General features: G+C 64.0%; 24 protein-coding genes and 2 tRNA genes. 14 read left to right on the top strand and 12 right to left on the bottom strand.

The genetic code is table 11. From position 1 onward, the window contains the following. The 3 genes from C501_RS0109965 to C501_RS0109955 form a co-directional block, all read right to left on the bottom strand. Positions 1-191 (bottom strand): transposase (locus C501_RS0109965; protein ID WP_026174809.1); only part of this gene is annotated, 191 nt, incomplete at its 3' end. Positions 192-846: 655 nt separating this feature from the next. Beyond that, positions 847-935 (bottom strand) — tRNA-Ser (locus C501_RS0109960). Between the two features lie 103 nt (positions 936-1,038). Beyond that, a complete protein-coding gene (locus C501_RS0109955; RefSeq protein ID WP_018135477.1) occupies positions 1,039-3,171 on the bottom strand; it encodes a prolyl oligopeptidase family serine peptidase in 2,133 nt (710 codons plus the stop codon). 35 nt (positions 3,172-3,206) lie between these two features. Here C501_RS0109955 and C501_RS0109950 point away from each other — a divergent pair, with 35 nt between their 5' ends. After that, the gene (locus tag C501_RS0109950) at positions 3,207-5,090 is read left to right on the top strand and encodes an FAD/NAD(P)-binding protein (RefSeq protein WP_018135476.1); all 1,884 of its coding nucleotides are present in this window, start codon (positions 3,207-3,209) and stop codon (positions 5,088-5,090) included. A gap of 64 nt (positions 5,091-5,154) precedes the next feature. Here the strand turns inward: C501_RS0109950 and C501_RS0109945 are convergent, their stop codons facing one another. From C501_RS0109945 to C501_RS0109930, 4 genes are all read right to left on the bottom strand, one after another. After that, positions 5,155-7,419, bottom strand: a complete 2,265-nt coding sequence (locus C501_RS0109945; RefSeq protein ID WP_018135475.1) for a 5'-nucleotidase C-terminal domain-containing protein — start codon at positions 7,417-7,419, stop codon at positions 5,155-5,157. 209 nt (positions 7,420-7,628) lie between these two features. Then, positions 7,629-8,180 (bottom strand): septum formation family protein, encoded by a 552-nt coding sequence (locus tag C501_RS13655; protein ID WP_018135474.1) that lies wholly within the window; start codon positions 8,178-8,180, stop codon positions 7,629-7,631. Positions 8,181-8,259: 79 nt separating this feature from the next. Then, a complete protein-coding gene (locus C501_RS0109935) occupies positions 8,260-9,057 on the bottom strand; it encodes an SDR family NAD(P)-dependent oxidoreductase (RefSeq protein WP_018135473.1) in 798 nt (265 codons plus the stop codon). Between the two features lie 101 nt (positions 9,058-9,158). Beyond that, a tRNA-Ser gene (locus tag C501_RS0109930) sits at positions 9,159-9,246 on the bottom strand. A gap of 121 nt (positions 9,247-9,367) precedes the next feature. Between C501_RS0109930 and C501_RS0109925 the strand changes: the two genes are divergently transcribed. The 5 genes from C501_RS0109925 to C501_RS0109905 are packed head-to-tail and all read left to right on the top strand — an operon-like array spanning position 9,368 to position 13,293. Beyond that, positions 9,368-10,021 (top strand): alpha/beta hydrolase, encoded by a 654-nt coding sequence (locus C501_RS0109925; protein WP_018135472.1) that lies wholly within the window; start codon positions 9,368-9,370, stop codon positions 10,019-10,021. A 36-nt stretch (positions 10,022-10,057) separates the two neighbouring features. After that, positions 10,058-10,960, top strand: a complete 903-nt coding sequence (locus C501_RS0109920; protein WP_018135471.1) for a hypothetical protein — start codon at positions 10,058-10,060, stop codon at positions 10,958-10,960. Then, complete coding sequence (locus tag C501_RS0109915) at positions 10,957-11,712, top strand: LamB/YcsF family protein (protein WP_018135470.1); 756 nt, start codon at positions 10,957-10,959, stop codon at positions 11,710-11,712. The genes C501_RS0109920 and C501_RS0109915 overlap by 4 nt, the downstream gene beginning before the upstream one ends. Continuing rightward, on the top strand, positions 11,693-12,418 hold the full coding sequence (locus C501_RS13165; RefSeq protein ID WP_018135469.1) for a 5-oxoprolinase subunit B family protein: 726 nt from the start codon (positions 11,693-11,695) through the stop codon (positions 12,416-12,418). The genes C501_RS0109915 and C501_RS13165 overlap by 20 nt, the downstream gene beginning before the upstream one ends. Further along, a complete protein-coding gene (locus C501_RS0109905) occupies positions 12,418-13,293 on the top strand; it encodes a 5-oxoprolinase subunit C family protein (protein WP_018135468.1) in 876 nt (291 codons plus the stop codon). The genes C501_RS13165 and C501_RS0109905 overlap by 1 nt, the downstream gene beginning before the upstream one ends. Positions 13,294-13,375: 82 nt before the next feature. Here the strand turns inward: C501_RS0109905 and C501_RS0109900 are convergent, their stop codons facing one another. Further along, entirely contained in the window at positions 13,376-14,659 is a 1,284-nt protein-coding gene (locus tag C501_RS0109900) for a DUF445 domain-containing protein (RefSeq protein WP_018135467.1), read from the bottom strand. Between the two features lie 64 nt (positions 14,660-14,723). Here C501_RS0109900 and C501_RS0109895 point away from each other — a divergent pair, with 64 nt between their 5' ends. Further along, positions 14,724-15,611 carry a glycerophosphodiester phosphodiesterase gene (locus C501_RS0109895; RefSeq protein WP_018135466.1) on the top strand — a complete coding sequence of 296 codons (888 nt, stop codon included), beginning with the start codon at positions 14,724-14,726 and terminating at the stop codon, positions 15,609-15,611. A 9-nt stretch (positions 15,612-15,620) separates the two neighbouring features. On the opposite strand, the gene C501_RS0109890 is transcribed toward C501_RS0109895, so the two are convergent. Then, complete coding sequence (locus C501_RS0109890; protein ID WP_211206371.1) at positions 15,621-16,664, bottom strand: NAD(P)-dependent alcohol dehydrogenase; 1,044 nt, start codon at positions 16,662-16,664, stop codon at positions 15,621-15,623. 147 nt (positions 16,665-16,811) lie between these two features. Here C501_RS0109890 and C501_RS0109885 point away from each other — a divergent pair, with 147 nt between their 5' ends. The 5 genes from C501_RS0109885 to C501_RS0109865 all read left to right on the top strand — a co-directional run bounded on the left by C501_RS0109885 (position 16,812) and on the right by C501_RS0109865 (position 20,796). Then, positions 16,812-18,605 carry a glycoside hydrolase family 15 protein gene (locus tag C501_RS0109885; RefSeq protein ID WP_018135464.1) on the top strand — a complete coding sequence of 598 codons (1,794 nt, stop codon included), beginning with the start codon at positions 16,812-16,814 and terminating at the stop codon, positions 18,603-18,605. Then, complete coding sequence (locus tag C501_RS0109880) at positions 18,602-19,012, top strand: DoxX family protein (protein ID WP_018135463.1); 411 nt, start codon at positions 18,602-18,604, stop codon at positions 19,010-19,012. Before C501_RS0109885 ends, C501_RS0109880 begins: the two co-directional genes overlap by 4 nt. Before the next feature lie 109 nt (positions 19,013-19,121). After that, on the top strand, positions 19,122-19,442 hold the full coding sequence (locus C501_RS0109875) for a thiamine-binding protein (RefSeq protein WP_018135462.1): 321 nt from the start codon (positions 19,122-19,124) through the stop codon (positions 19,440-19,442). Then, complete coding sequence (locus tag C501_RS0109870) at positions 19,439-19,981, top strand: GNAT family N-acetyltransferase (RefSeq protein ID WP_018135461.1); 543 nt, start codon at positions 19,439-19,441, stop codon at positions 19,979-19,981. The genes C501_RS0109875 and C501_RS0109870 overlap by 4 nt, the downstream gene beginning before the upstream one ends. Then, positions 19,981-20,796, top strand: a complete 816-nt coding sequence (locus C501_RS0109865; protein WP_018135460.1) for a spermidine synthase — start codon at positions 19,981-19,983, stop codon at positions 20,794-20,796. The genes C501_RS0109870 and C501_RS0109865 overlap by 1 nt, the downstream gene beginning before the upstream one ends. A gap of 28 nt (positions 20,797-20,824) precedes the next feature. On the opposite strand, the gene C501_RS0109860 is transcribed toward C501_RS0109865, so the two are convergent. Continuing rightward, complete coding sequence (locus tag C501_RS0109860; RefSeq protein ID WP_018135459.1) at positions 20,825-22,267, bottom strand: NCS2 family permease; 1,443 nt, start codon at positions 22,265-22,267, stop codon at positions 20,825-20,827. An 80-nt stretch (positions 22,268-22,347) separates the two neighbouring features. On the opposite strand from C501_RS0109860, the gene C501_RS13160 reads away from it, so the two are divergent. Both C501_RS13160 and C501_RS0109850 read left to right on the top strand, forming a co-directional pair. Further along, a complete protein-coding gene (locus C501_RS13160; protein ID WP_156807731.1) occupies positions 22,348-23,190 on the top strand; it encodes a copper resistance CopC family protein in 843 nt (280 codons plus the stop codon). Positions 23,191-23,325: 135 nt separating this feature from the next. After that, positions 23,326-24,336, top strand: coding sequence for a universal stress protein (locus tag C501_RS0109850; protein ID WP_018135457.1), 1,011 nt, complete (start codon positions 23,326-23,328; stop codon positions 24,334-24,336). A 30-nt stretch (positions 24,337-24,366) separates the two neighbouring features. Here C501_RS0109850 and C501_RS0109845 read toward each other — a convergent pair whose 3' ends face one another. Both C501_RS0109845 and C501_RS0109840 read right to left on the bottom strand, forming a co-directional pair. Beyond that, on the bottom strand, positions 24,367-25,788 hold the full coding sequence (locus C501_RS0109845; protein ID WP_018135456.1) for a C40 family peptidase: 1,422 nt from the start codon (positions 25,786-25,788) through the stop codon (positions 24,367-24,369). 201 nt (positions 25,789-25,989) lie between these two features. Continuing rightward, positions 25,990-26,394: a metallopeptidase family protein gene (locus C501_RS0109840; RefSeq protein WP_018135455.1), complete on the bottom strand. Its 405-nt coding sequence runs from the start codon at positions 26,392-26,394 to the stop codon at positions 25,990-25,992. Between the last annotated feature and the right edge of the window lie 90 nt (positions 26,395-26,484).

Here is a 26,484-nt window from a genome sequence, read left to right as displayed (position 1 = left end):
CGGAGCTGCTTACGCTCGTCCTCGGTCAGGCCCGGCACGCGCCCGTCTTCGATGTTTGCTTTTTTCAGCCAGTTGAACAACGAGGCTTCGGAAATCCCGAAGTCTCTCGCAATCTGCGATAACGGGGCCCGGGCTTTACGGGCCACAGCCACGACATCGTCACGGAACTCTTTCGGATAGGGCTTGGGCATGAGATACATCCTTCCAGCGAGGACGAATCCTCACAGATCAGATGTCAACCAAACCCGGGGCAGACCCCCATGCCGTTAGGCTCATGAGTGATAATCCTAAATAGAAGATGCCGACTGCTTGTATGACCCTAAAGAAGATATTCGTCGAAAAGTCAATGAAGCCTATCCAGGTAGTAAAAATAAGAAGTGTTGTTATTGCTGATAGCCACCAGGCTATATTTGCCCATCGGTTATGTGCGCGTACGGCGACTCTGGTTCTTGATCCGTAAATTCTTTGTAATTTCAGCCAACTTTTATGTGCATCTAAAGCGGAAGAATTAGTGTAACGTCTGAGGCCACTTTTGCTCCCTTTTCCAGGAAACTTTGAAAGCATTTTTTCATGTCGATGAATTTCCTGATTCACTGATCGACCACTAGCTGCCGCTGAGTAAGTCACTATAAACCACATTAGGAAGCTGGTCATGCTGAGCAGGGCGATCCATGGGTGGAAATCTAAAAATAAGTCCATAAGACAGGATATCTAAAAAATAGATAGATGTCTGTTTTAGTTTGAGTGCAAGCTTGATCGAATGTCTACTTGCATTGACTTGTAGTTCTGCATAGCGCAAAACAGCCCCGGCCCAGAACGGGGCCGAGGCTGTTCAAACTACTACAGCGGAGACGGGGGGATTTGAACCCCCGGTCGAGTTTAACCCCGACCCTTCATTAGCAGTGAAGTCCATTCGGCCGCTCTGGCACGTCTCCAGCGCTAGCCTTCGGCAGAGCCGGAAGCTAGCCCACCTAGGTTACCGAATGAGGGCGCTCAGGTGCAAAGATACACAGTGCAAAAGTGCACAGCGCCAAGACCTCAGAGTTCTTCGCCGTGCAGCGCCCGCCACATGAACTCCAGCGGCGCGGCCTGCAGCCGTGCGGCCTGCCGGTTATCCGCAGCCCCGGAATGGCCGCCCTCCAAGGACTCGTAGAACCACAAGGGCTGGATGCCCATCCGCTCCATCCGGGCCGCCATCTTCCGGGCCTGGGCCGGGCCAACCCGGTCGTCCGAGGTAGCGGTCCAGATGAAGGCAGCCGGATAGTCCGCACCCTCTCGGAGCAGATGGTACGGGGAGAAGGTCTTCAAGTACTCCCACTCCTCCGGAATCTCCGGGTCGCCGTATTCGGCGATCCAGGAATAGCCGGCGTCCAGCTTCGTGTAGCGATGCATATCCAGCAGCGGCACACCGCAGGAGACCGCCCCGAACAGCTCCGGGTACCGAGTGAGCATATTGCCGACCAGAAGGCCGCCGTTGCTGCCGCCCTGGCAGGCGAGTTTCTCCCGCCGGGTGACTGCGCGCTCGATCAGATCCCGCGCCACCGCTGCGAAGTCCTCGTAGGAGCGGTGCCGGTTCTGCTTGATCGCGCTCAAGTGCCACTCCGGGCCATATTCGCCGCCGCCGCGGATATTTGCGAGCACATAGCTGCCGCCGGGCTCCAGCCAGCCCCGGCCCAGGCCCCCGCTGTAGGCAGGGGTTCTGGAGAGTTCGAAGCCTCCGTACCCCGAAAGGTAGACCGGATTGTCCCCATTCAGTTCCAGGATCGTAGGGGAAACCTGAAAATAGGGCACTCGGGTGCCGTCCGCCGAGATCGCGAAATGCTGGGTCACGGAAAAACGCGATTCATCGAAGAAGGAGGGAGCCGATTTGATGTGCTGGGCTGTGGCACCGCCACGAATCCGCCCGCGCAGCAGCGTCGTCGGGGTCAGGAAGCCGGTGATGGTGAGCCAGTAATCATCGCTGACATCGCCTTCGGCGCCTTGGCCGTCGTCATCCGGATCCAGCGCGGAGATGCTGACGCTGTGCAGCGGCGGGCAGGCCTCGAGCTCCTCGGCGGCGAAACCCCGTGCCGGGTCGGCCACCAGGATCTTGGATGAGACGTCCTGCAGCAGGCCGAGCAGCAGGTAGTTCCGGGTCCAGCTCAGGGACTGCAGGGAGGTCTGCGCATCCGGGCGGAAAACCTCGATGAATTCCGCGGTACCCGCCAGGAAGTCTGCCAGCCGGATGGCGTACAGGCCGCCCGCTTCGAGCGCACGGCCCCGCAGCTCGGTGCCGGATTGCGGGCGCAGCAGCAGCCACTCCCGGTGCACATCGGCATCCATATCCTCAGGGAGTTCCAGCTGCAGCCATTCGCCGCCCTGGCGCAGGTAATACCGCTTGGCGAAGAAGTCGATCACGTCCACGGCGATATCGCGTTCGTACCCGGGGGTGTCATCGTGCTGGACGGAGGCCATCATATGATCCGCGGGCACCTCGAAATACGGTTCAGCCGCCTCCAGCTGCTGGCCCCGGCGCAGGATCCGGGCGCTTCGCGGGTACGAAGAAGTCGTCAGGCTACCCGGGCCGAAGTTCGTGCCCACGATCAAAGTATCCGCGTCCTGCCAGTCGGCGCTGCTCTTCGCCACGGGGACTACGAAACCGCCATCGGCAGGGTCTACGAAGCTTTTGGTCAGAACATCGAACTCGCGGAGGATATGCGCGTCGCCGCCGTCCGGGGAAAGCGCGATCAGGCAGCGCCGGTAAGGCTCACCCGGTTGCGGGCGCAAGAACGCGGGCCCGTGCCAGACCCATTGGGTGCCTTCGGCCGCACCCAGGGCATCGACATCGAGCACGGTCTCCCATTCCGGCGATTCCGAAAGATAGGAGTCCCAGCTGGTGCGCCGCCAGATGCCGCGCGGGTTGGCTTCATCGGTCCAATAGTTGTAGTAGTGCTCGCCGCGTTTCACCACCCCGGGGATGCGCTCCTTGGCGTCGAGCACTTCCAGGATCTGCTCTTCCAAAGCCGCGTACGCCGGTCCGCTGAGCTTGGCCTCGGTGCGAGCATTGCGCTCCCGCACCCAGCTCAGGGCTTCTTCACCGTAGGTCTCCTCCAACCAGAGGTTCTCATCGTGCAAAGAGTCGTGCAAAGAGTCGGTGGAATTCTGCTGAGCGGGGGAGACCGGATCTGCCATGCTCCTATCCTAAGTCGCTGAAGTAAGCTCATAAGATGTCCACAGAAGCCGCGCTCCGTGTTGCCATCATCGGCACCGGGCCGCGCGGCCTGTCAGTACTGGAGCGTCTACTCGCCAAAGCGGCCCGGGAATCGTTAGCCCTCAGCGTCGATGTCATCGACCCTTTCCCGCCCGGAGCCGGGCATATCTGGCGAACGGACCAGTCTCCGCTGTATCTGATGAACACCCAGTCCTTTTTCCCCACGGTGGTGCCGGATCATACGACTGCGTATCCGCCGCTTGCCGGTAGCAGCTTCGATACCTGGCGTCAGCGCTTCCGGCCGGAGTTGCGCAGCGAAGACTTCCCGCCGCGGGCGGTCTACGGCGAATACCTGGGCTGGGTGTACCGCCAGCTGAGCGAGAATCTGCCGGAGAAGACGCGATTGACCTGGCACCAGGATGAGGTCCTCCGGCTGCGCCGCAGGCCCGGAGCCGGTGGATTCCAGCTGGCCCTCGCCTCAGGGGGAGAGCTGGCCGTTGAGGCGGTGGTGCTGGCCATCGGCCATGTCCCGGCGAAACTCAGCCCGGGGCAGCGGGAACTCGCCGAGGACGCTGCCCGCTGGGGGCTGCACTACCAGCCTCCGGCGGTTCCCGCCGATGTGGATTGGGATGCGTATCCGGCCGGGGAGCCGGTTCTGGTTCGCGGTATGGGTCTGAACTTCTTCGATGTGCTGGCGCAGTGGACCGAAGGGCGCGGCGGCAGGTTCCAGCGGACTGCCGAGGGCGCACTGGAATACCTTCCGAGCGGGCGTGAACCGCTGATCATCGCTGCGTCCCGCCGTGGAGGCCCCTACCGGTCCAAACCGGGCTGGTCGGCGTATTACCCGCCGGGGTTGACGATGCCTTTCCTGACCGAGGCGCTCGCCGAGATCAATCGCATCCGGTCGGGCAGCGACGGTGAAGACAGCAGCGATGCCGCGGGCCGGGTCACTCCAGGTTTCGATCACGATATCTGGCCGAGTCTGCACAAGGACGTGCTCCGGGCTTATTACATGACGCTTTCCGGCCGGGATCTTCCGGAGCTCGATCGCGCACTGCGTACTCAGACCTGGCAGGCGGCTTGTGAAGAATGGCTGGGCCAGGACGAAGATCTCCGCGATCGCCGGGGTAATCGTTTCGACCTGCGGGCTCTGGCCAGGCCCTTCGGGCAGGAGACCTTCACGGATCGGGAGCAGTTCGCCCGGGCGGTGCTGCACGAGCTCGATGCGGATGCTGCGGCGTCTGCGGCTGGCACTGACGATCCCGTGAAGATGGCGATCGGGGCGCTCAACCGCGGCCGGGCGATGATCAAGGATCAGGTGGCGGATGGCGGGATCACCGACGCCTCCTGGCTCAGGGAGCTTTTGGGTTGGTTCGAGGGTTTGGTGGAAGGCCAGGCTTCCGGACCGCCCGCGTTGAGGATCGAGCAGCTGGCTGCTGTGACTCGTGGGGGCTTAGTGCGCTTCGTCGGCGCTGATCCGATTTTCGGTTCTACGGCGGAAGGCTTCTGGGCCAGTTCGCCCTGGGTCGCCGAAGCGCCGGTGACCGCCCGGGCCCTGGTCGAAGCGACGGCACCGCCCAACCGGGTGGCGCATACGGCCTCGCCGCTGCTCGCGCAGCTTCTCCGAGATGGCCTGGTACGGCCTAAGACGATGCTGGCCGCCGATGATGTTCCGGTGGTCACGAGCGGGCTGGATGTCACGACCCCGCCTTACCGTGCACTGGACATCGATGGCGCAGTGCAGCAAAGCCTCTATGTGATCGGCTTGCAGCTCTCCTCAGTGCAATGGGGCACCGCCATCGCTGCGCAAGCCAGCGCGGACTACCCCAGCGGCCGTCGAACTCTGGACGATGCTCAGGCTATCGCCGAGGACATCCTGGGCCGAGCTCAGCTGGACTGAAGCCGGATGCTGCCCCGGAGGCAGTGCTCCGGGGCAGCTTAGTTCGTTGAGAACCGGTTGTTGTTCAGAGCCGGCTGGGCCGCTTCCTGCGCATGGCCACTGCCGTGGCCCCTGCCGCCAGGAAGGCCAGGATGCCGAGACCCAGAGGCATCAGGTTGGTTCCGGTGACCGCGAGTTCATCGCCGCTCCCGGTGGTTCCTTGCTGATCGGTGCCCGCGCTTCCGTTCTGACCGCCGCCCTGACCGTCCTGGCCGCTGGAGTCACCGTTCTGATCCCCGCCGTCCGTGACCGGCGCGGTGACGGGGATCTCGATGGGCAGCCGGGCGCTGGTCCCACCATTGGTGGTGATCACGAACCGGCCGCCGTTCAACTGGGCCGGAACGGTGAAGTTCAGGGTGGCGTCACCGTCGTTGACCGGGAAGGTGCCCAGCTCGCTGGGCATGACCGCGCTCGGAAGGAACCAGCCCTGGCCCCCGCCCACTCCCGAGGGGTCATAGCGCACGGAGACTTCAGTGCTGGCGGGTGTGCCCAGTGAGGCCAGATCCGCATCTTTGACGGTGACGGTGACCTGCTGACCGGCGATGACCGAGGCCGGGGCTCCGCTGATCGAGACCCCGCGCCGCCCGAAGTCGGGGCTCAGCGGTGAATTCTGCTGGATGTATTCGAACCAGCCCGTGCGGTCCACCAACCCCGAGTCCTGCGGATCAGTGCCCTCTTTGAAGACCCGGAAGTTATCGCCGCCCGTCAGCAGGAAGCTGAAAGTGCCCACCCGATAGCCTCGCTGCGGGTCCACCGGGGCTCCGTTGACCACGATCGAGGTGATCCGATCACCGATGGGCCGTTCCGTATCGTAGGTGAAAGAGACGTTCTTGGAGACGCCGAGCGCCAAATAGGGCCGGGTGGTGATGGGGGTGCCCTGCGCATCGGTTTGCCATTGTTGCTCCAGCATGGTCTTCAGCTGCGCTCCCGTGAGCGTGGTGGTCCACAGATTATTGGCGAAGGGCAGCACGGCGTTGGCGCTGGCCACGGTGACGACTCCGTCTTCCCTGCCCGGGTTCTGGTACATCAGCTCAGAACGCAGGCCGCCGGAATTCATCACCCCGATCTCCGCCCCGCCCCGCCCTGGCTCGGAAAGCGTGGTTCTGAGCGAATCCGCCACCAGATTGCCCAGCGTGGATTCCGCGCCTCGGTTATCGCGCTTACCGGAGCTGAATGCAGTGGTGATATCCGCGGTGATCCTGCCGAGAGGCTTGCCGCCTTCTTGTTCGGCATAGGCTATGGCATCATCGACGATCTTCTGCACCTGCGCCACTGCCGGGTAGGTGGCGACGAGCTCGGCATCGCTCGTGGTGGTCCGCGGGTTGTTCTTCACCTCATAACGGGTCACGGCCTTGGTCTCCGGGTCGATGAAGAGCTGGATCTGGCCGATGTTCGTGCCGTAACTGCCGTTCTGCAGAATGGGCCTGGTGACACCCGACTGGCCGGGCATCGGCGCGTCCCAGGCGTATTCCTGGTGGGTGTGGCCGGTGATGATCGCGCTGACCGCAGGCGAGGTGTTGTTGACGATATTGGCGAAGGCACCGCCGGCAGCGACCTCCTGGGCCAGGGTGCCGCCTTCTTTCACCCCGCGCGGCGCTCCTTCATGGAACGTCGCCACGATGACATCTGCCAGATTCTCCGCTTTGAGTTTGGCAGCCACCCGATTGACGGCCTCCACCGGATCACCGAAGTCGAGATCGGCGACTCCAGCAGGGGAGACCAGGGTGGGAGTGTCTTTGGTGACGGCTCCGATCACGGCGACCTTCTCGCCGTTGAGCGTGAACAAAGAATATTCGGGAAGCGCGGGAGTCTGGGTGCCTTTGCGATAGACATTGGCGCCCAGGTAATCCCAGTCGGCATTGGGTGTGCCATTGCGCTGCTGCACGCGGTTCACTAGATCGTCATAGCCTTTATCGAACTCGTGGTTGCCCACGGCAGAGGTTTTGAGGTCGAGGGCGTTGAGGACATCGATGGTGGGCTGGTCATCCTGCACCGAGGAGGCGTACAGCGATCCTGAGATCAGGTCCCCGGCCCCCACGTACGTGGTGGCACCGGGAGGGGAAGCGGCTTTGAGCTGCTCTATCGTTCCGGCGAATTTCACGGTGTTCTGATCAATTCGGCCGTGGAAGTCATTGCTGGTGAGAAAGTTGAGTTCTTTTTCCGCCGCATTCTGAGCCACGGGTGTCTCGACCGCCTGCGCTGGAACCGCTGCCAGCGGGGCCAGTGCCAGGCTGGCGATCAGGCCGGCGCTCAAAGTGATGTGGCCCAGCCGCAGATATTTTCTTGCCATGAATTCCCCAATTCCTTAGTACTCGTCATTGAGCCACGTAGCCGTCCGCACTGACGAACGCATCACCGGCATGATCCTGTTCTCGCTGATCTCGAGATAAGCGAACTACATACGAACAGAGCCTGGTGAACTTCGAGCTTAACGCTGGGTAGCGCCTTGGAAATAAGTTATCAAACAGCCCCGACAAACACTGGCGGTCGGGGCTTCAGTCAGCGGTTGGCACCTTTGAGGCTCCCGGTGCTCTGCGCTCCGTCTTTGGCTGCTACCAGGCACAGCGTCCGCCGGTCGCCGGAATTCCAGCTGTCTTCCGTGGGGTAGATATAGCTCAGCTGCAGCTCGGAATTCTCGAAAGTCCGTCCTACGAAATCTTCGAAAGCCGGCTTGCAGAAGGCTTCGGCGGAGGCGATCAGTGACTGCACGCCGGGGTAGTCCGCGGCCTCTATGCCTGTTCCGGCATATACCTCATAGTCAGAGGGCTGTGCGCAGGGCAGCTGGAGCACCTTCTCGATCTCGATGCTCCCGGAACTCGGGGCTGGGGTTTCAGCGCCGGTATCGACCCCCGGATTCCGGATGCAGTCGCCGACATTGATCTTCGTCGTCGCCGCTGTTGCCGAGGAAGTGACTTCGCCCTCGGAGTTCCTGGGCGCATCTGCGCCACTACCGAACCCACCGAACCCGTTGCCGAACGGCGCGCATGCGCTGAGGACGATCGTGAGCATCGAGGCTCCGATCAGCAGAAGAGGTTTGAATACGCTGCGCATGGAAGGCCCTTCGAATCGGGTGACTCAGGGTGTGAATCAGGCTGACGATGCGGTTGCCAGTCGCTCGGAAAAGCTTAGCTCAGGGCAGGATGGCATCCACATAGCCGCCGTCCACCCGCAGCGCGCCGCCGGTGGTAGCAGACGCCAGGGGCGAGGCCAGGTAGGCGACCATCGCGGCTATCTCCTCCGGCTCGATGAGCCGCCCCAGCAATGACTGCGGGCGGTACTCCTTCATGAATTCGCGCTGCGCCTCATCCCAGGGGAGGCTCTTGTCCACTAACTGGTACACAAAGTCCTCCACGCCTGCGGTGTGCGTCGGCCCGGCGATCACCGAATTGACCGTGACTCCGGTGCCGGAACATGCTTTGGCGAATCCGCGGGACACCGCCAGGAGCGAGGTCTTAGTCATCCCGTAATGGATCATCTCCGCCGGGATGACGATGGCCGAGTCACTGGCGATGTTGACCACCCGGCCCCAGCCTCGTTCGATCATCGCGGGCATCGTCGCCCGAGTCAGCCGAACCGCCGTGAGCACATTGGTCTCGAAGTAACGCAGCCATTCCGCATCGGGAATCTCCAGCGGGTCAGCAGCACCGAAGACGCCCAGGCTGTTGACCAGGATGTCCACGGTAGGCAGTGCGGCTAGAGCAGCTTCGACTCCCGTCTCGGTGGTGACATCACCCGGTGCGGGAATTAGCCGGGAAGAGTCTTCGAGTCCGGCGCCGATCTGCCGGATCGCGGCCGCCACCCGATCCGCGTCCCGGCCGTTCACACCCACGGTGGCCCCGGCCTCTGCCAGGGCTGCGGCGATAGCGGAGCCGATGCCCTGGGTGGAACCGGTGACGAGTGCGGTCTTCCCGCTCAGATCGATCTGCATAGCTTCAGCCTAGACCGTCAGTCTTAGATGCTGGGCTGCTCTGCGTAGGCCGAACCAACGATGGCGCTGGATCCGGATCCAGCGCCATCGAATGGTCATCGCGGAAGGTATGGGATTTGAACCCATGGTGCGGGTTCGCCGCACACTGGTTTTCAAGACCAGCTCCTTAGGCCGCTCGGACAACCTTCCTGAAGTACCTGAGCGCCTGAAAACACCCGAGTACCGGTTACTAGTGTTTCATGTCCAGCGGACTGCACCAATTCAATATCGTCCGCTACATCGTCCGTTACCGGGCCCCTACTATAGGAGCATGCTCGAAGCCGTCTGGTCACGCCCGGAAGCGGAGCGCCCCGGTACCCCGCTGCTGATGATGCTGCACGGCTACGGTGCAGACGAGTCCGTGCTGGCGGCCCGGTTCGCCGAGATGCCATCGACTTTCACCTGCGCCGCAGTCCGAGGGAGCTTCGAGATGGACGCCAGTTACGGCTGGTTCCTCCTGGACTACTTCCTCAATAATGACTTCGCCCAGGTGATCGAAGCCGTCAATAAGGTCTTCGCCTGGCTGGATGCAGCACAACGGGAGTACGGATTCAGCAGCGTCAGCCTGCTCGGGCACTCTCAGGGAATGGCCATGGCCAGCACCATGCTCAGGCTCCGGCCGCACGCCTTCCAGGCCGTGGCGGGGCTTTCCGGTTTCGTGCTGGCGAACCCGCTGATGGAGGCCTCGGATCCGCTACCTTCGCGAACCCCGTTCTTCTGGGGGCGGGATCCGGCTGATCTGGTGATCAATTCGGATGCCGTGGCGTATACCGCGCAATGGCTCGAGCAGAACACCCGGCTCCAAGAAGAGCTCTACCCCGGTATGGGCCACGGCATCGGCGCGGCGGAGCTGATCGATGCCGGCTCTTTCCTGGTATCGCAGGTGCCGTTTGTCCCCGGTTCAACAACCGGTTCAACACCGTGAACAGAACCTGTCAGCTGTGCCGGTTAGGCTAAGAATATGGCCAAGCAGAAGCCCCCGCGCACGGTTCGCATCGCCACGGGTGCGGCCTTCACCCCGGACGGCCAGCCGAAACCAGCCTTAGAAGCGGCGCTACTGCGGGCCGTGGAGAGCCAGCGCCCTCTGGTACGCGCCAATCTGCGCCGGATGCGCCGGGCCCATCCGCAAGAGTCCCCGGCCGAACTGGCACTGCGCCTGGACCGCGATTTCCTGACTACGGTCACCGGCTCCGGGGCGGCCGTCGGCGCCACCGCGATCGTGCCGGGCATTGGCACCGCGGTGTCCCTGGGACTTTCCGCGACTGCCACGGTGCTGTTCATGGAAGCCACGGCACTTTACGCGCTCTCCGTCGCGGAACTCCACGGTGTGCATCTGAAGGATCCGGAACGAGCGCAGACCACGGTGATGGCGATCATGCTTGGCGAGGAGGGAACCGCGTTGATGCAGTCCTTCGCCGGGCACGCCTTGGGTCGCAACGGCGGGGCGATCAATGCGGTGGCACCGGTGAAAACCTGGGGAACCGTACTGGGTAAGAACGTTCCGACCAGTGCCATGAAATTCATCAGCAGCAGAATCCAGAAGGCTTTCTTCCGCAGGATGCTGGTCAGCCAGGGTGCTTCTATGCTGGGCCGGCTCGTGCCTTTCGGTATCGGTGCGGTGATCGGTGGTGCCGGGAACCGGCTGCTGGGCCGTTCCGTCATCCGCGCCACCAAGATCGCTTTCGGCCCGCCGCCCCCGGCTTTTCCGCTGGAGCTGGGGGCTTTACCGGCTGCGGATCCGGCAGCAGAGGAGCTGCCCAGCGGATTCCTGGCCAGCACACGCCGCCAGGTGGGAGCGGTGGCGGGCAAAATCCCCGGGTCGCGTCGCAAAAATGGCCGCACAGCAGGAGGCATCGCGCCATGATCGATCTCAACAGCGACCTCGGCGAGTCCTTCGGCTCCTGGCGGATGGGCGACGACGAGGCCCTGCTGGAGGTGGTTAGCAGCGCCAACGTAGCCTGCGGCTTCCACGCGGGGGATCCGCTGACCATGCTGCGAACCGCGCGGGTCGCAGCGGAGCGTGGGGTCGCCGTCGGAGCGCACCCCGGCTACCGGGATCTGGCTGGTTTCGGGCGACGGGCCATCGACGCCTCCGCGGAGGAAGTCTACGGCGATGTGCTCTACCAGCTGGCCGCGCTCGACGGGATCCTGCAGACGGTCGGCACCAGGGTCGCTTACGTCAAACCGCACGGGGCTCTGTATCATCGCATCGGCCATGATCGTGACCAAGCCGCAGCCGTCTGCGCTGCGGTGCGAGATTTCCGGGCCGGGCTACCCGTGCTGGGCCTCAACGGTACCCAGATCCAGCAAGCTTGTATAGCGGCGGAGGTGCCGTTCTACCAGGAGGCTTTCGTGGATCGCGGCTACACCCCGGGAGGGGGATTGGTGCCCCGGGATCAGCCGGGGGCGATCCTCCACGACGTCGCCGAGATCGCGGCCCGAGCCGTGCGGATGGTAACGGAGCGCCGGGTTACCGCGACTGACGGAACCGAGATCGAAGTCCGCCCGGATTCGCTCTGCGTTCACGGAGACACCCCCGGCGCGGTGGCGATGGCTCGGGCGGTGCGGGAGTCATTAGACCAAGCAGGAGTTCCAGTTGGGCCCTTCAGCAGCTGATCAGTCGGGTCTCGGCGAGACGTCCCAGTCGCTGCGCCTGCTGCCTTATGGCGAGGCTGCGGTTCTGGCGGAACTACCGGATTTGGAGTCGGTGCTCCGGCTCTATCAGCAGCTCGGGGAACCGCCGGCGGGGATTGTCGATCTTGTTCCGGCCGCCTGTACCGTACTGGTGATCTTCTCCCCGGAGCTCACTGCCCGCGCGGATATCGAGCACTGGCTGAACACCGCTTGGTGGCGCGGTGCTGATGCTGATCACGGGCTTGGCTCGAGGCCGACGAGTTCCGAAATCCGCATCCCGGTCCGTTACGACGGGCCTGATCTAGCCGCAACCGCAGAGGCTTTGCGGATGAGCGCGAAGGAGCTGATCGCTTTACACACCGGGTCGACTTGGACGGCGGCGTTCACCGGATTCGCCCCCGGCTTCGCGTATCTGGTGACCGACCACGAGCGCCTCCAGGTACCGCGACGGTCCAGCCCCCGTACTGCGGTTCCCGCCGGTTCGGTGGCATTGGCCGGGGAGTTCAGTGCCGTCTATCCCGCAGCATCCCCAGGGGGTTGGCAACTGATCGGGAGCACAGCCGCGGTGCTCTGGGATATGTCCCGGCAGCCTTCTCCCGCCTTGATCGTTCCTGGGGCCCGGGTTCGCTTCGTCGAGGTCGAGGTCGAGGTCGAGGTCGAGGCATCCGAGGCGGAGGAGGATTTCTGATGGTGCTGCGAGTCGTCGCGGCCGGGCCGCTGACGTTGTTCCAGGACGGCGGCCGCCAGGGCCGCGCCAACTGGGGCTTGGGGCCGGGCGGCGCTATGGACCGCCGGGCGATGTCCGTTGCCAATCAGATGCTCGGCAACCCTTGGGATGCCACCGTGCTGGAGATCCTCTCCGGCGGGTTCAACGCAGTGTTCGAGCAGCCCGCGCGGATCTCCGTGACCGGTGCCAGTGGGCCGTTCTTTCTGGACGGAAAGGCCGTATCGCTCAATACTCCGCTGCCTGTGAGCTCGGGGTCGAATCTGGAGATCGGGCACGCTCGGGCCGGGATGCGTTTCTACCTGGCGATCCGAGGTGGTTTCCACGCCGATTCCTTCGCCGGTTCTGCGGCAAGAGACACCCTCGCGGGGATGGGGCCGCCTCCCGTTGTGGCGGGGGATCTGCTCGGCACCGGACTGCCAGCAGGAGACTTCGCTGTCTCTGCTCCCGCCGCTGTCCCGCTGATCCGGTTAGCACCGGCCGGAGAACAGACGGCGGCAGTGCGGGTCACTCCTGGCCCGAGGTTGGACTGGTTCACCTCGGAGTCCCGGCAGCGATTGCTCCGGCAGCCCTGGGAAGTCTCGGCGGAGAGCAACCGGATCGGCATCCGACTATCGGGCCGACCGCTGCATCTGGCCCGGGAGCAGCAGCTGCCCAGTGAAGGTGTAGTAACCGGGGCCGTGCAGGTTCCGCCATCGGGCCTTCCGGTGATCTTCCACGCAGACCGACCCGTGACCGGAGGGTATCCCGTGATCGCGGTCGTCGCGGCAGCGGATCTGGACGTTCTGGCGCAGCTCCGCCCCGGTCAGCGCTTGCGCTTCCTCTCCGGAACCCGCTGACTGAGCCCGCTGAGCGATCCCGCTGAGTGTTCGTTTGTGGCGGCTCAGAACGCGTCTGAGCCGCCACAAACGAACACTCACCTCAGGGGTAGCCGAGGAAGAACTTGGCGAGACTGAAAATCGTCAGCCCGGCTAGCGCCCCGACCACGGTGCCGTTGATCCGGATGAACTGCAGATCCCGGCCGACCTGAATCTCGATCTTCCGGGAGGCCTCCCGGCCGTCCCAGCGTTCCACCGTATCGGTGATGATCGATGCGATGTCATGCCGGTAATTGCGCACGATATAGGCCACGGCTTCGGTGATCCAGCCATCGACCTTCGCCCCCAGCTCAGCATCGGTGGCCAGGCGACCGCCGAACTCCCGGATCACCGCCACGAACTTGCGGCGCAGCGCGGATTCCGGATCCTCGATGGCCTCGATCAGAGCAGCCTTGAGCGTCTGCCAGGTGCGCCCCGTTAGCTCCTGGAGCCGGGGCGAATCCAGAAGCTGAGCCTTGATGTCCTCGACCCGGGCGATCATCGACGGATCCTCCTGCAGATCCTCGGCCAGCTGCACCAGGTAACCGTCGATGCTATGACGCACCTCGTGCTCAGGATCGGCCTGAACCGCGAGCACGAACTTCAGCGTCTCGCCGTAGAGCCGGTCCCCGACGAGGCCGTCGACGAAACCGGGCACCCAGGACGGCGAGCGGTCGGTCACGATCCGGATCACCGTTTCCCGGTTGTCCTGCACCCAATCGACAGAACGATCCACGAGCACATCGATGAACTGACGATGATGGCCGTCCGCGAAGACCTGCCCCGCAACCCGGCCCAGCGGCGGTGCCCAGGGCGGGTTCAGAACATACTGCTGCAGCAGGGAGTCAAGCACCTCGCGCACATCATCGTCACGCATGACCTCCATAGCACCTTTGATCGCCACCGCACCTTCGGAGGCGATATTCTCCGCGGTATCGGGCGCTTCCCGCGACAGCCACTGCCCAAGCCGCTGTGCCATGCCCACACTGGCCAGCTTCTGCCGCACGACCTCCTCCGAGAGGAAATTGCTCTCCACGAAATCGCCCAGACTGACCCCGATGGCGTCTTTGCGGTTGGGGATGATCGCGGTATGCGGAATAGGCAATCCCATGGGCCTGCGGAACAGTGCCGTCACGGCGAACCAGTCGGCGAGGGCACCCACCATCGCCCCTTCCGAAGCCGCCCGCACATACTGTAGCCAAGGGTTAGTCCCCTGGAGCGCGAAGGAGATCGCGAAGATCACCGCGGCGACGAACAGCAGGGACAGCGCTAGGGTCTTCATCCGGCGCAGTCCGCGCAGCTTCTCCGTTTCAGCCGGGGTCAGCTGGATCTCAGTCCGGGGCTCCATACGGTAAGCCTAGGCCACGTCCGGTGTTCCGTTCTCAGCGGAGCCGGCGGCTAAGCTGTCGGCTATGACCGCCGATGCACGCCAGCCGCAGATCTACGCCCACCGCGGAGCCAGTGAGCAGTACGCCGAGCACACCAGGGCCGCTTATCTACAGGCTCTCGCTGAGGGGGCCGATGGTGTGGAATGCGATATCCGGCTCACCGCGGATGGTCAGGTGGTTCTGCTGCACGATGCCACCTTGGACCGGACCTCTGACGGCACCGGTCCGGTGGCCGAGCGGACCTTGGCGCAGCTGCGGGACCTGGATTTCAGCTCCTGGAAGGGTGCGGACATTCCCCTCGAATACGGGGCTGATTCCGAGCAACTGCTCACGCTCGATGAACTCCTGGACATTCTCGAAAGTGCCGGCCGTCCCCTCGGGCTGGCGATCGAGTTCAAGCATCCCCTCGGAATCATGCCGCACGGCACGGAACTGGAGCAGAGGACTCTGGACATCCTCGGTGCTCGCGGCTGGAAGCCCCAGCGCTCTCGCCTCGGGCAGATCCGGGTCTCTTTTATGAGCTTCGAAGCCGCTTCGCTTAGTTTCATGCTCAGCAGGGTTCCCGCGGAACACCTCTGCCAACTCGTCGAAGCGGTAAATGCGGAGCAGATCAGGGACGAATGGGGCACCGGCCCCTTAGCCACCGCAGCTGCCGCGGCAGCATTGCGATGGTCCAGGGCCGCGGGCGAAAGGCTGCTGGATGCCGGTGACGCCGGCTTGGCCGGGCCCGGTGTGGATTATCTGCGGAACTACCCGCAGCGCTGCCGCCAGTGGGCGAACCAGGGCCGGCACTTCCGGGTCTGGACCGTCGACACGCAGGAGCAGCTGGCAGTATGCCTGGATTTCGGGGTTCAGGAAGTCACCACCAACCGCCCGGCAGGCATCAGGAGACTGCTGGCCGCCCAGGGCTAGCGGGTTTTCTCACTGATCCGGCAGCACCATGTTCTTCAGAACGGCGGCATCCCCCGCGGTCTCCAGTGCTTTCTGCGTATCTGCCAGACCGAAGCGTTCCGTGACCAGGGAGTCCAGGTCCACCAGCCCCCGGGCCACCAGGTCGATGGCCGCGGGCCAGGTATTGGCGTAGCGGAAGACTCCCTGCACCGTGAGCTCCCGATTCTGAATCACCGCCACCGGCAGCGCATACTCCTCCGCGCCCATCCCGATCAGCACGGCCCGGCCCGCAGGCGCCAGGCAGCGCAGCCCGGAGCGCACCGCTGATCCGGCCCCCGAGGCGTCGAGGAAAACCTCGAAACCGGGTTCTTCCGCGACAGTTCCGGCCCCAGCGTCGTGCGTTTCTGTCGCTCCGAATTCTGAGGCCAAGGCCAGCCGCTGTGGGTCCAGGTCCGTGACCGCGATCCGCTGCGCGCCGTAGACCCGTGCCAGCTGCACCAGGATCAGCCCGATCGGGCCTGCCCCGGTGATCAGCACGCGCTCGCCGACCGTCAGTGCAGCTTTCCGCAGTGCCGCGATGCCCACGGACAGCGGCTCCAGGAGCGCCGCGGCGTCGTCACTGAGTTCCTGCGGCACAGGATGCGCGAAATGCGCGGGGATCAGTACGTACTCCGCAAAAGCGCCGTCCACCGGTGGCGTCGCGTAGAACTCGATATCGGGGTCCAGGTTGTACTGCCCGGCCAGGCTCTGCGGTGAATCAAGCCGGGGGCGCTGCGGCTCGATCGACACGCGCTGTCCGATCCGCTCAGGATCCACATCCGCGCCGACCGCCGCGATTTCGCCCGCCGCCTCATGGCCGAGCACCAGGGGAGCTTCGACCACGAATTCGCCGATGCGACCTTGGCGGAAGTAATGTACATCGGAGCCGCAAACGCCCACGGAACGCACGCGGACCAGCACATCACCGGGCCCCGGATCGGGGCGTCGGCGCTGTTCCAGGATGATCTGCTGCTCCGGTGTCAGCACCGCTGCGCGCATCAGCTCCGGCAGTTCATCGGTCATGCTAGGGTTCATTTGCGCATCCGGCCTTTCATATCGCCTGCGGGCCTGGTGTTCCTACCTGGTACTCCTCAGGAAGCGTATCTGAGAACTTCACCAGATTGCCCTCGGGCTGGAGCCGATCTTACGAGTAAATCTGTCGGCTTGTGATTAGGTAGGAGCATGTCGACGCCCATCAAGGATTACGCGCTGCTTTCGGATATGCATACCGGCCCTCTGGTATCCCGCGGAGGGAGCATCGACTGGCTGTGCTTCCCGCGGTACGACTCGCCATCGATCTTCGCAGCGCTGCTGGGCACCGAGGAGCACGGCAGGTGGTTGCTGGTTCCCGATCATGACGAGGCCGAAGTGGTGCAGCGCCGCTACCTGCCGGGCAGTTTCGTTCTGGAGACTCTGTGGCGCACCCCCGAGGGCGAGGTCGCGGTCACCGAGTTCATGCCCCTGGGGGACCGCCGGGCGTCGATCGTCCGGCGGATCGAGGGCCGCAGCGGCACCGTGCCGATGCGTCAAGAACTGACCATGCGCTTCGACTATGCGCGAGCCCTGCCCTGGGTCTACCGTTCCGAGGATACGCAGGGCCATGAGGTACTGCTGGCCATCGCCGGGCCGGCTGCAGTGGCCCTGCGCGGCCCGGAGCTTCCCGAGTCCGTCGACCATCGGCATATCGGGAAAATCTCGGTCTCGGCCGGAGAGAAAGCTGATTTCGAGCTGGTCTGGTTCCCCTCCCACCGGCCTGTGCCCGGGGGCATCGATATCGATGCTTCTCTGCAGGTCACCCTGGATTTCTGGCAGACCTGGGCCGATGAGTGTCAGCAGGGCGGTCTGTATCACGATCAGGTGCAGCGCTCTCTTCTGGTGCTACGCGCGTTGACGCATGAGGACACCGGCGGGATTGTCGCGGCGGCGACCACCTCCCTGCCCGAGGAATTCGGCGGGTCCCGAAACTGGGATTACCGCTACTGCTGGTTGCGCGATGCCGCGCTGACCTTGGAGGCGATGCTCACCCACGGTTACGCCCAGGAGGCGCTCACCTGGCGCAATTGGCTGCTGCGGGCGGTGGCCGGGGATCCGGAGGACTTGCAGATCATGTACGGCCTGGGCGGCGAACGCGAATTGACGGAGCAGATCCTGGAGTATCTGCCGGGCTATGAGGATTCCCGCCCGGTGCGCATCGGCAACGGAGCGGTGGAGCAGTATCAGGCCGATGTGGTGGGCGAGGTGATGGTGGCCCTCGACAAACTGCGGCAGCGCGGCGTTGCCGAGGACCAGTTCTCCTGGTCTCTGCAGAGGGCGCTGCTGGGCTTCGCCGAGCGGCATTTCGACGATAAAGATCAGGGCGTCTGGGAGATGCGCTCGGAGCCGAAGTACTTCACGCATTCCCGGGTGATGATGTGGGCGGCCTTCGACCGCGGCATTAAAGCGATCCGGGAGTACGGGCTGGAAGGTCCCGAGGAGCGCTGGATCGAGCTGCGCGATCGGCTCTACGACGAGGTCATGGAGCACGGATACAACGAGGAGATCGAATCGTTCACCCAGACTTATGGTGGGGCGACGACGGATGCCTCGCTGCTGGTGCTGCCGCACGTGGGCTTCTTGAGCTATGACGACCCCAAGATGCTGAGCACCGTCGCCCGGATGGAAGACGAGCTGTTGGATAGCGCCGGGCTGCTGCTGCGCTACCGGACGGAAGAGGGCGTGGACGGGCTGGAGCCGGGGGAGCATCCCTTTCTGGCCTGCTCTTTCTGGCTGGTCGAGCAATACGCTTATTCGCAGCGGGTTGACGAGGCCCGGGAGCTGATGCAGAAGCTGATCAACCTGGGTAATGAGCTCGGCCTGTTCAGTGAGGAATACGATACGGAAGAGCGCCGGATGGCCGGCAACTTCCCGCAGGCTTTTTCGCATCTGGCCCTGGTCCGGGCCGCAGATGCGCTGCACCGGATCGAGGCTTGCTCATGAGCAGGCCGTGGTCCGCTTGGGCTCTGGCCGGGCTGCTCACCGTGAGCGCGGTGCAGCATCGGCGGAATCCTCGCTTCTACTACCCGGTGATCCCGCGGGAGCTCACCCCAGGGGATCAGCCGTGGTCCACTGTGCTACCGAGCCGCCGGGAATGGGTCGAATTGAGCGGGACGGTGGAGTTCGCCCTGGCGGCGGGGCTGGTAATCCCCGGGACGCGCACCTTCGCCGCCCGGGCGACCTCGGTGATGTTCGCGGGGTTCACGGTGGCTCATGTCTCGCATCTGCGCGATGTTCTGCGCCGCCAACCGGGAGCGAGGCCGCTGCGCCCGAACGAGAAGGCCTTCGCGATGCTACGCCTGCCGCTCCAGGTGCCCCTGGTCATCTGGGCCTGGCGCGCCGGCCGTTAGTCGACGTTAACCCCCGCTGAGTGGTCGGCTGTGGCGACTTAGACGAGGTCTAAGTCGCCACAGCCGACCACTCAGCGGGGGTGCGGGGGTGCGGAGATAAGGTAGGGGTATGTTGCTTGCCTTCTCTATTGCCCCTTCCGGCACGGGCCGTGACGACGGTTCGGTGCACGATGCTGTTGCCGCTGCGGTACAGATTGTCCGCGCCTCCGGCTTGCCGCACCATACGGACGCGATGTTCACTACCATCGAAGGCGAATGGGACGAAGTCTTCGCCGTGGTGAAGCAGGCCACCGATGCGGTGCTGCCCTATGGCTCTAGGGTGTCGCTCGTGATCAAAGCCGATATCCGGCCCGGATACAGCGGAGAGCTCGAGGGCAAAGTGGAGCGGCTGGAAACCGCACTCCGGCAATCCCCGGGCGAAACTCCGTGAGCTCATCGGCGCATCCGGGGATCGAGCTGGCAGGGATCGAACTGAGCCCCACACAAGCCGAGGACTGCCCGGAACTGGTGCGGATGCACCTGGCTGCGCACCGGGAAGCCTACGGGCACCTGTTCTCGGAAGAATTCTTCACTGCCAGGGAGGCACAGCTTCCCGGGCGCATGGTCACGCAGCGCAAGATCATCGAGGAGACCGCACATTCCGGTGGCCAGCACTGGATCGCCCGGGACGCCGAGGGCATCGTCGGCTTCGCGCATTCCGCCCCCGCGCGTCCCGTCGAGGGGGTTCCGACCCCGCACCCTGAGGAGCTCCAAGGGCTGTACTCACTGGCCCGGGTGTATGGTCGGGGCGTGGGGCAGGCCCTTGTGGCGGCTGCGCTCGCAGACCGTGCAGCTTACCTCTGGGTGCTCCGGGACAATCCGCGGGCCCAGGCGTTCTACCGCAAACTGGGTTTCCAGGAGAACGGGGTCGGTAAAGAGCTGCCGCCGGAATGGAACTCGCTGTTCGAAATCCAGATGGTCCGCGGCTGATGCCGGACCGCCGCGCCCCGGAACCGCGTGCTGGTGAACACTCCATCGAGACCGGGGTCGCTGAACTACAGCAGGAGCCGGGCAGCCCTGATTCCTGGCTGCTGACGATCAACGGGATGCAGAGCTCGCATATCGACCTGAGCGACCCTCTGCGGTTGGAATTCGAATATATGCGCTGGATGGCCAGCCTGATCCTGGACCGCTGGCCGGAGCGCAATACCCGTTTGCGGGTGCTGCACCTAGGCGGCGGTGCCTGCGCCCTGGCTCGGTACCTGGTCGCGACTTACCCGGATTCCCGCAACACCGTGGTGGAAATTGATGCCACGCTCGCCGCGCTGGTGCGTGACTGGTTCGGCCTGCCGCAGGCTCCTCTGCTGAAGATCCGGGTCGGCGAAGCCCGGGAGGTTACCGAGCAGCTCAGTGCCGGAAGCCGGGATGTGGTGATCCGGGACGTGTTCTCCGGCCGGTTCACCCCGCCTCCGCTGCTCACCGCGGAGTTCACGGAGCAGGCTAAACGGGTGTTGAGCGAATCCGGGATCTACCTGCTCAACTGTGGCGACGCCCCCTCTCTGCGACACGCCCGCCGGGAGGCGGCGACGATGGCCGCCGCTTTCCAGCACACGGCGATCATCGCGGATCCGCCCATGCTCAAGGGGCGCCGTTACGGCAATATCGTGATGGCCGGCTCGGCGGCCCCGCTCGCCCGGGGGACGTGGCTGGCCCGGGAGCTCCTTTCCGGAGCGATGCCTGCCACGATCTGGGATGACGCCGCAGTACGCCGTTTCGCTGCGGGCCAGGAGCCCTACCGGGACTGATGAAGCAGCGGCTTAGCCACGGATGTGCCTAGGCCATGCCGATTGCTTCCTCGATCGGCCCGATGCCGAAGAAGATCAGGAACGCCACGGCCACCGCCCAGAGCAGCGGATGGATTTCCCTGGCCCGTCCCTGAACACAGCGGATCAGCACATAGGAGATGAACCCGGCGCCGAGGCCGTTCGCAATGGAATAGGTAAACGGCATGAGCGTGAACGTGAGGAACGCCGGGATCGCGATGCCCCAGTCGGACCAGTCGATTTTGCTGACCTGGGAGACCATCATGAACCCCACTACGACGAGCGCCGGGGCCACGGCTTCGAAGGGGACCAGGGAGATCAGCGGGGTGAAGAACATCGCGATCAAGAACAGCACCCCGGTGACGATGGAGGCGATGCCGGTGCGTGCGCCCTCGCCGATACCGGCCCCGGACTCCACGTAGATCTGATTCGAGGAAACCGAGGCCCCGCCGCCGGCAATAGCGCCTACCGCATCCACGAAGAGCACCCGGTCCACATTGGGGATATTGCCCTTCTTATCAATAGTTCCGGCTTCACTGGCCAGGCCCACCATTGTGCCCATGGCGTCGAAGAAGATGCTCAGTAGGATCGAGAACGCCAGCAGCGTGGCGGCGATGATGCCCAGCTGGCTGAATGAGCCGAACAGGTTGACCTCGCCGATCAGGCTCAGATCGGGCAGCGAGAACTGGCTGAGCGAAGGCACTACGAGGGACCAGCCTTCGGGATTGGCGGTCTGCCCGTCGAAGCTCGGTCCGATGGCGAAGATCTGCTCCAGGATATTGGCCAGTACCGTGGCGGCGAGGACGCCGATGAGGATCGCGCCTTTGACCTTCCTGACCACCAGGGCGACGGTCAGCACGAGGCCGAAGACGAAGACGAGCGTGGGCCAGCCGATCAGCTTGCCTTCGAAGCCCAGGCCCACCGGCACGGTGGTTCCCGCAATATCCGGGATGCGCCGCACGAAACCGGCGTTCACCAGGCCGATGAGCGCGATGAAGAGCCCGATGCCGACCACGATCGCGGTCTTCAGCCCCTCCGGGACCGCACGGAAAACCGCGGTGCGGAAACCGGTCATGACCAGGACCAGCATGGTCGCTCCGGAGAGCATGATCAGGCCCATGATGTCCGGCCAGGTCAGCCCCGGATTGCTGGCCACGGTGACCGCGACGAAGGCGTTCACGCCGAGCCCGGCGGCCAGCGCGAAGGGATGCTTCGCCCAGGCGCCCATGGCGATGGTCAGCACGCCGGCGACGAGCGCGGTCACTGCGGCGACCCGGTTTCCACCGAGCACCGCTCCCGTCGAATCCGGGCCGCCGAGGATCAGCGGGTTGAGCACCACGATGTAGCTCATAGCAAAGAAGGTGGCGAATCCGCCGCGGATTTCGCGGGAGAACGAGGAACCGCGTTCACTCAGTTTGAAATAACGATCCAGGGCGGCGGTCAAAGTGGCCATGGCACCTTCCGGAGCTGAATGGGGCTCTAGCAGTACAAAAAACAGGACAGAGGCGGTGCCTCGTGCCGGAGCCTGAGCGTGTGGTTCAGCTTGATCTTAATCCACGCAGCAGTAATTTACACAGCGCTGCGAGCATCCTGGACGGTAAGCTGGGCATGGCCCCACAGGCCTGGAATATCCGATTTCGTGAGGTGCTGATCATGCGCGCATACGCGCCCTTCCCGTCGTCCGTCCGTAGCCCTTTCCGGTTGCTGTTCCTTCTGGTCGCCGTGCTGTTCTGCGGCTTCCTCATGATCGGCCAAGCCGTGCCCGCCAGCGCCCACGATGCGGTACTGGAGACGAGCCCGAGCGACGGTGAAACCGTTGCCGGCATTCCGGCCACGGTGAGCATCGCAATGGATGAGGAGCCCTCTCCCATCGGTGCCAAGATCCAGGTCCTCGATCCTTCTGGTGAAGATCGGGCAGAAGGTGAGCCCCAGATCGAGGGCCGGTCCCTCGTCCAGAAGCTGGATGCTGATGCCCCTACGGGCACATACACTGTGCAATGGCGCCTGGTCTCCTCCGATGGTCATCCCACTGAAGGCAATTTCCGTTTTACCGTGACCGCCGGATCCGTGACGGCCCCGGTTTCACCGGGTTCCACGGCAAGTGCCTCGGATTCTGCTGAGGCTCCGGTGGTCGGCCCCAGCGGGGAACTCACCAAGCCCAGCTCGCCTGCTGCTACCACCGGCGTAGAGAGCGATTCCGGCACTCCGGTGGGCACAGCGGATAACGGGATATGGATCATCGTCGCTTTCGCCGTAGTCGCGGCGGCGATGATCGTCTGGCTGGCGATCACCGCGAGGCGCAGGCAGAACCAGCAGGCTTCCGCGTCGGCGCAGAGCCAGAAGGCCGAAGACCAGGACACCGGCGAGGGCAGATAGACAAGTCGCTGGCCCGAGCAGTTTGCCTGCTCGGGCCGGATATCCTTGCGATCCTTGCGCCGACATCCTTGACGAGGAGCGGAGCGCGCGCAATAGTCGAGGTAACCAGCGCATCGGCCGAGCAAGGAGAAGATCATGACAGATTCCGGCGACGCAAAAGTCGAAGCAGAATCTGCGCCCGTGGCACCCACCGGCATCGTCGTCGGCGTGGATGGTTCCGAGCACGGTGATTGCGCTTTGCTCTGGGCGGTTCAGGAAGCCCGCCAGCGGCAGCAGACCTTGCATATCGTCACCGCTTATTCGGTGCCGATATTCGCCGCTTCCGGGCTGGACGGCGGCTCTGCCACGGTAGATGAAGAAGTGATCGCGCAGGGTGCCCGCGCCATCGTGGAACAGGCCATGCAGAGGGTTGCTGGGGCCGGTGTGGACTTTGATGCCAGGGTTGTCTCGGGGGATCCCTCCAGTGTTCTGCAGCAGATGTCGAAAACCGCTGAGCTGCTAGTCTTCGGCTCGCGCGGCCGGGGCGGCTTCGTAGGGCGTCTGCTCGGCTCCGTCTCCTCGGCTCTGCCGGCCCATTCCTTGTGCCCCACGGTCACGGTACCGCTCAGCTGTGCGGACCGCCTGAACGAGCCGGGCAAGACGGCGCAGACCCCGGCGCAGGCTCGGATCCATCCGATGGTCAGTGTAGGCGTCGATGGCTCCCAGCAGGCGCGTTATGCCGTGCTCCAGGCGGCGGAGGAAGCTCAGCGCTGCGGATACTCCTTGCGCGTTCTCTGTGCGGTGCCGCCCTTGACCGGTGCTGCGGCCTGGTTGCCTTCAGGGGCGAACCGGGAGGAGCTCCTGAAGGAAATCGCCGAGCAACTGGAAGCCGGTAAAGCCTGGTTGCAGCATCACTTCCCACAGCTGGAGATCACCGCCGATGTGGTTGATGGTGTGCCGGTGGAAACCCTGGTCGAAGCGACGAAGACCTCCGAGCTGGTGGTGCTCGGCACCCGTGGTCATGGCGGTTTCGCCGGGATGATCCTCGGCTCGACGACAGACGGGGTGCTGCACCACGCCAAAGGTCCGGTCATGGTGGTCCGCGATCAAGAAGATCCGAGGCTGGATGATCGGGAGCGCTTCGGCCCCATGCTCGGCAACGTCTGAGTCTGCTGTAGCCGAGCCAGACGGCTGTTATCAGTAACGGGCTGCGAGCGGGTAGAGCTTGAGCCCGATCAGATCGTTGAGGTCTACCACCAGCACGCCCTGCTGCGGGTTCAACGCGTTGACCATCTTGTTGTTGCCGATGTAGATGCCTACGTGGCTGAAGTTCCCGGAACCATCATCGTTGAAGGCGAGGATGTCGCCGTACTGGGCCTGGGCCACCGGAACGCGTTGTGGCGCATTCCAGAACTGCGGGCTACCGGTACGCGGTACGTTCACGCCCACTGAGCGGAAGGCCGCCCAGATCAGGCCGGAGCAGTCATAGCCGGGCCCGGTGCCGCCCCAGACATATGCCGACCCCACTTTGGACATCGCGAAGTTCACCATGCCCTGGATATTCGTGCCAGATGGCGGGGGAGTGACCACCGGTGGTTGGACGGGCGGCTGCACAGGCGGCGGTGGCGGGGCGATCGGCGGCTGCACAGTGGGAGGTTGCACGACAGGCGGCTGAACCGTCGGAGGCGTGACCACTGCTGGCGGCTGCACGACAGGCGGCTGAACCGCTGGCGGTGCTACGGAGCTGCCGCCTCCAGAGCCATTCGGCGCAGGTGGCGTGACCGTCCGGGAATCGGCGATGATCGTCGCCAGCTGCTCCTGCTGCCGCTGCCTCTCCAGCCCTTCGATCCGGGCGGTTTCCAGAGCCACGGTGCTGTTCTTGAGGGTGGCGAGCTGCCCGATCAGGGTGCTTCGCTGCTCCTGAGCCCGGGTGACCGCCTCATTCTGAGCGGCATAAGCCTGCTCAGCGCGGTCCTTGGCCTGCGTGGATTGATCGGCGGCTTCATCGGCTGCCTGCTGCGCCTGCTGAGCTGCTTCCTGCAGAGTGCTCGCGGTATTGGCCGCGAGCTGGGCATGGGCGACCGTCTGGGCCCGGTGCTCGCCGACTGCCTGGAGCGTCGATGCCTGGTGCAGCGCGTCATCGTCGCCCCCGAGCAGAGTCTGCATAGCGACATTCATGCCGCCGGTCTTGTACATCTCCCCGGCGAGATCGCCTAGGTCTTCTCGGGCCTTGTCGTAGATCGTTGCGGCGGCGTCGGCTTTGGCCTGGGCGTTCGAGGCGGTTGCTTGCCGCTCGGTTAGGGCGACCAGGGAATCGCTGTAGCTATCGGCGGCCCGGTAGCTGTCCGAGGCGGCTTTCTGCAGATCCTCACTCGCGGCGCTGATGAGGCCTTCGACCTTGTTAATTTCTGCCGCGGTGCTGCCTTCATTCTGCTTGGCGTTCTCGATGTCCTGGGCGGAGGGAATCGCTGGCCGGGATGCTCCGAAAGTCGTCCCGGGCTGCGTCTGCGAGGGAAGCGCCTGGGCAGGGAGTAGTGATGCACTCAGGCCCAGGGCCAAGCAGGAGGTCAGCGTTATCGCTGCCAGACGGGTGCACTGCGGGGGAACATTTTTCGCCATGATGTATGCAACTCTCAACCAGGAACTTTTGCCGGAAACAGCAGCTTTCCGGCACAGCCAATCCCCAGGTTACGGAATCAAGAGTCACTTTGGCAACAGGAACCTCATTAACAACATAAGCAACACGTAGGCCCGGAGGGCTCATTTGCGCTGGCGTGTCGGATATTCGGGGAAGTTTTCGGTGCTGGGTTAAGCCCAGCCTCAAGCCCAGCCGAGTTCATGGAGTCGGTCGTCATCGATACCGAAGTGGTGTGCGATCTCGTGAATGACGGTGATCCGGATCTGCGCGACGATCTCGTCCCGGTTATAGCCGAGATCCATGATGGGCTGCCGATAGATGCTGATCTTGTCCGGCAGTGTTCCGGCATCAGACCACTCTGTCCGTTCGGTCAGCGGGACGCCTTGGTAAAGACCCAGCAGGACGAGGCCAGGGTCTTCATCCGGCCCCGGTGCATAGCGTTCCTCGATCACGATCGCCACGTTGTTCATGGCCTCGGCGAGTTCCGGAGGCAGCTGCGCTACGGCTTCATCGGTGGCTTGCTCGAACTCGGCCAGGCTCATCTCGTATCTGCCGAAGTGAGGCATGCCGGCCAGAGGGTCTTTCATGTTTCCAGTTTATAAGTGCGATGCCGTAGGCATCCCTACTCGGAGCGTAGAGTAGTGCACTCCAGTCATTCTCGGTTTGCCGGAATACTG

The sequence above is a fragment of the Acaricomes phytoseiuli DSM 14247 genome (assembly GCF_000376245.1).
Classification (GTDB): domain Bacteria; phylum Actinomycetota; class Actinomycetes; order Actinomycetales; family Micrococcaceae; genus Renibacterium; species Renibacterium phytoseiuli.
The sequence above is the reverse complement of the archived record's forward strand: the minus strand, read 5'-3'. Positions and strand labels throughout refer to the sequence as shown.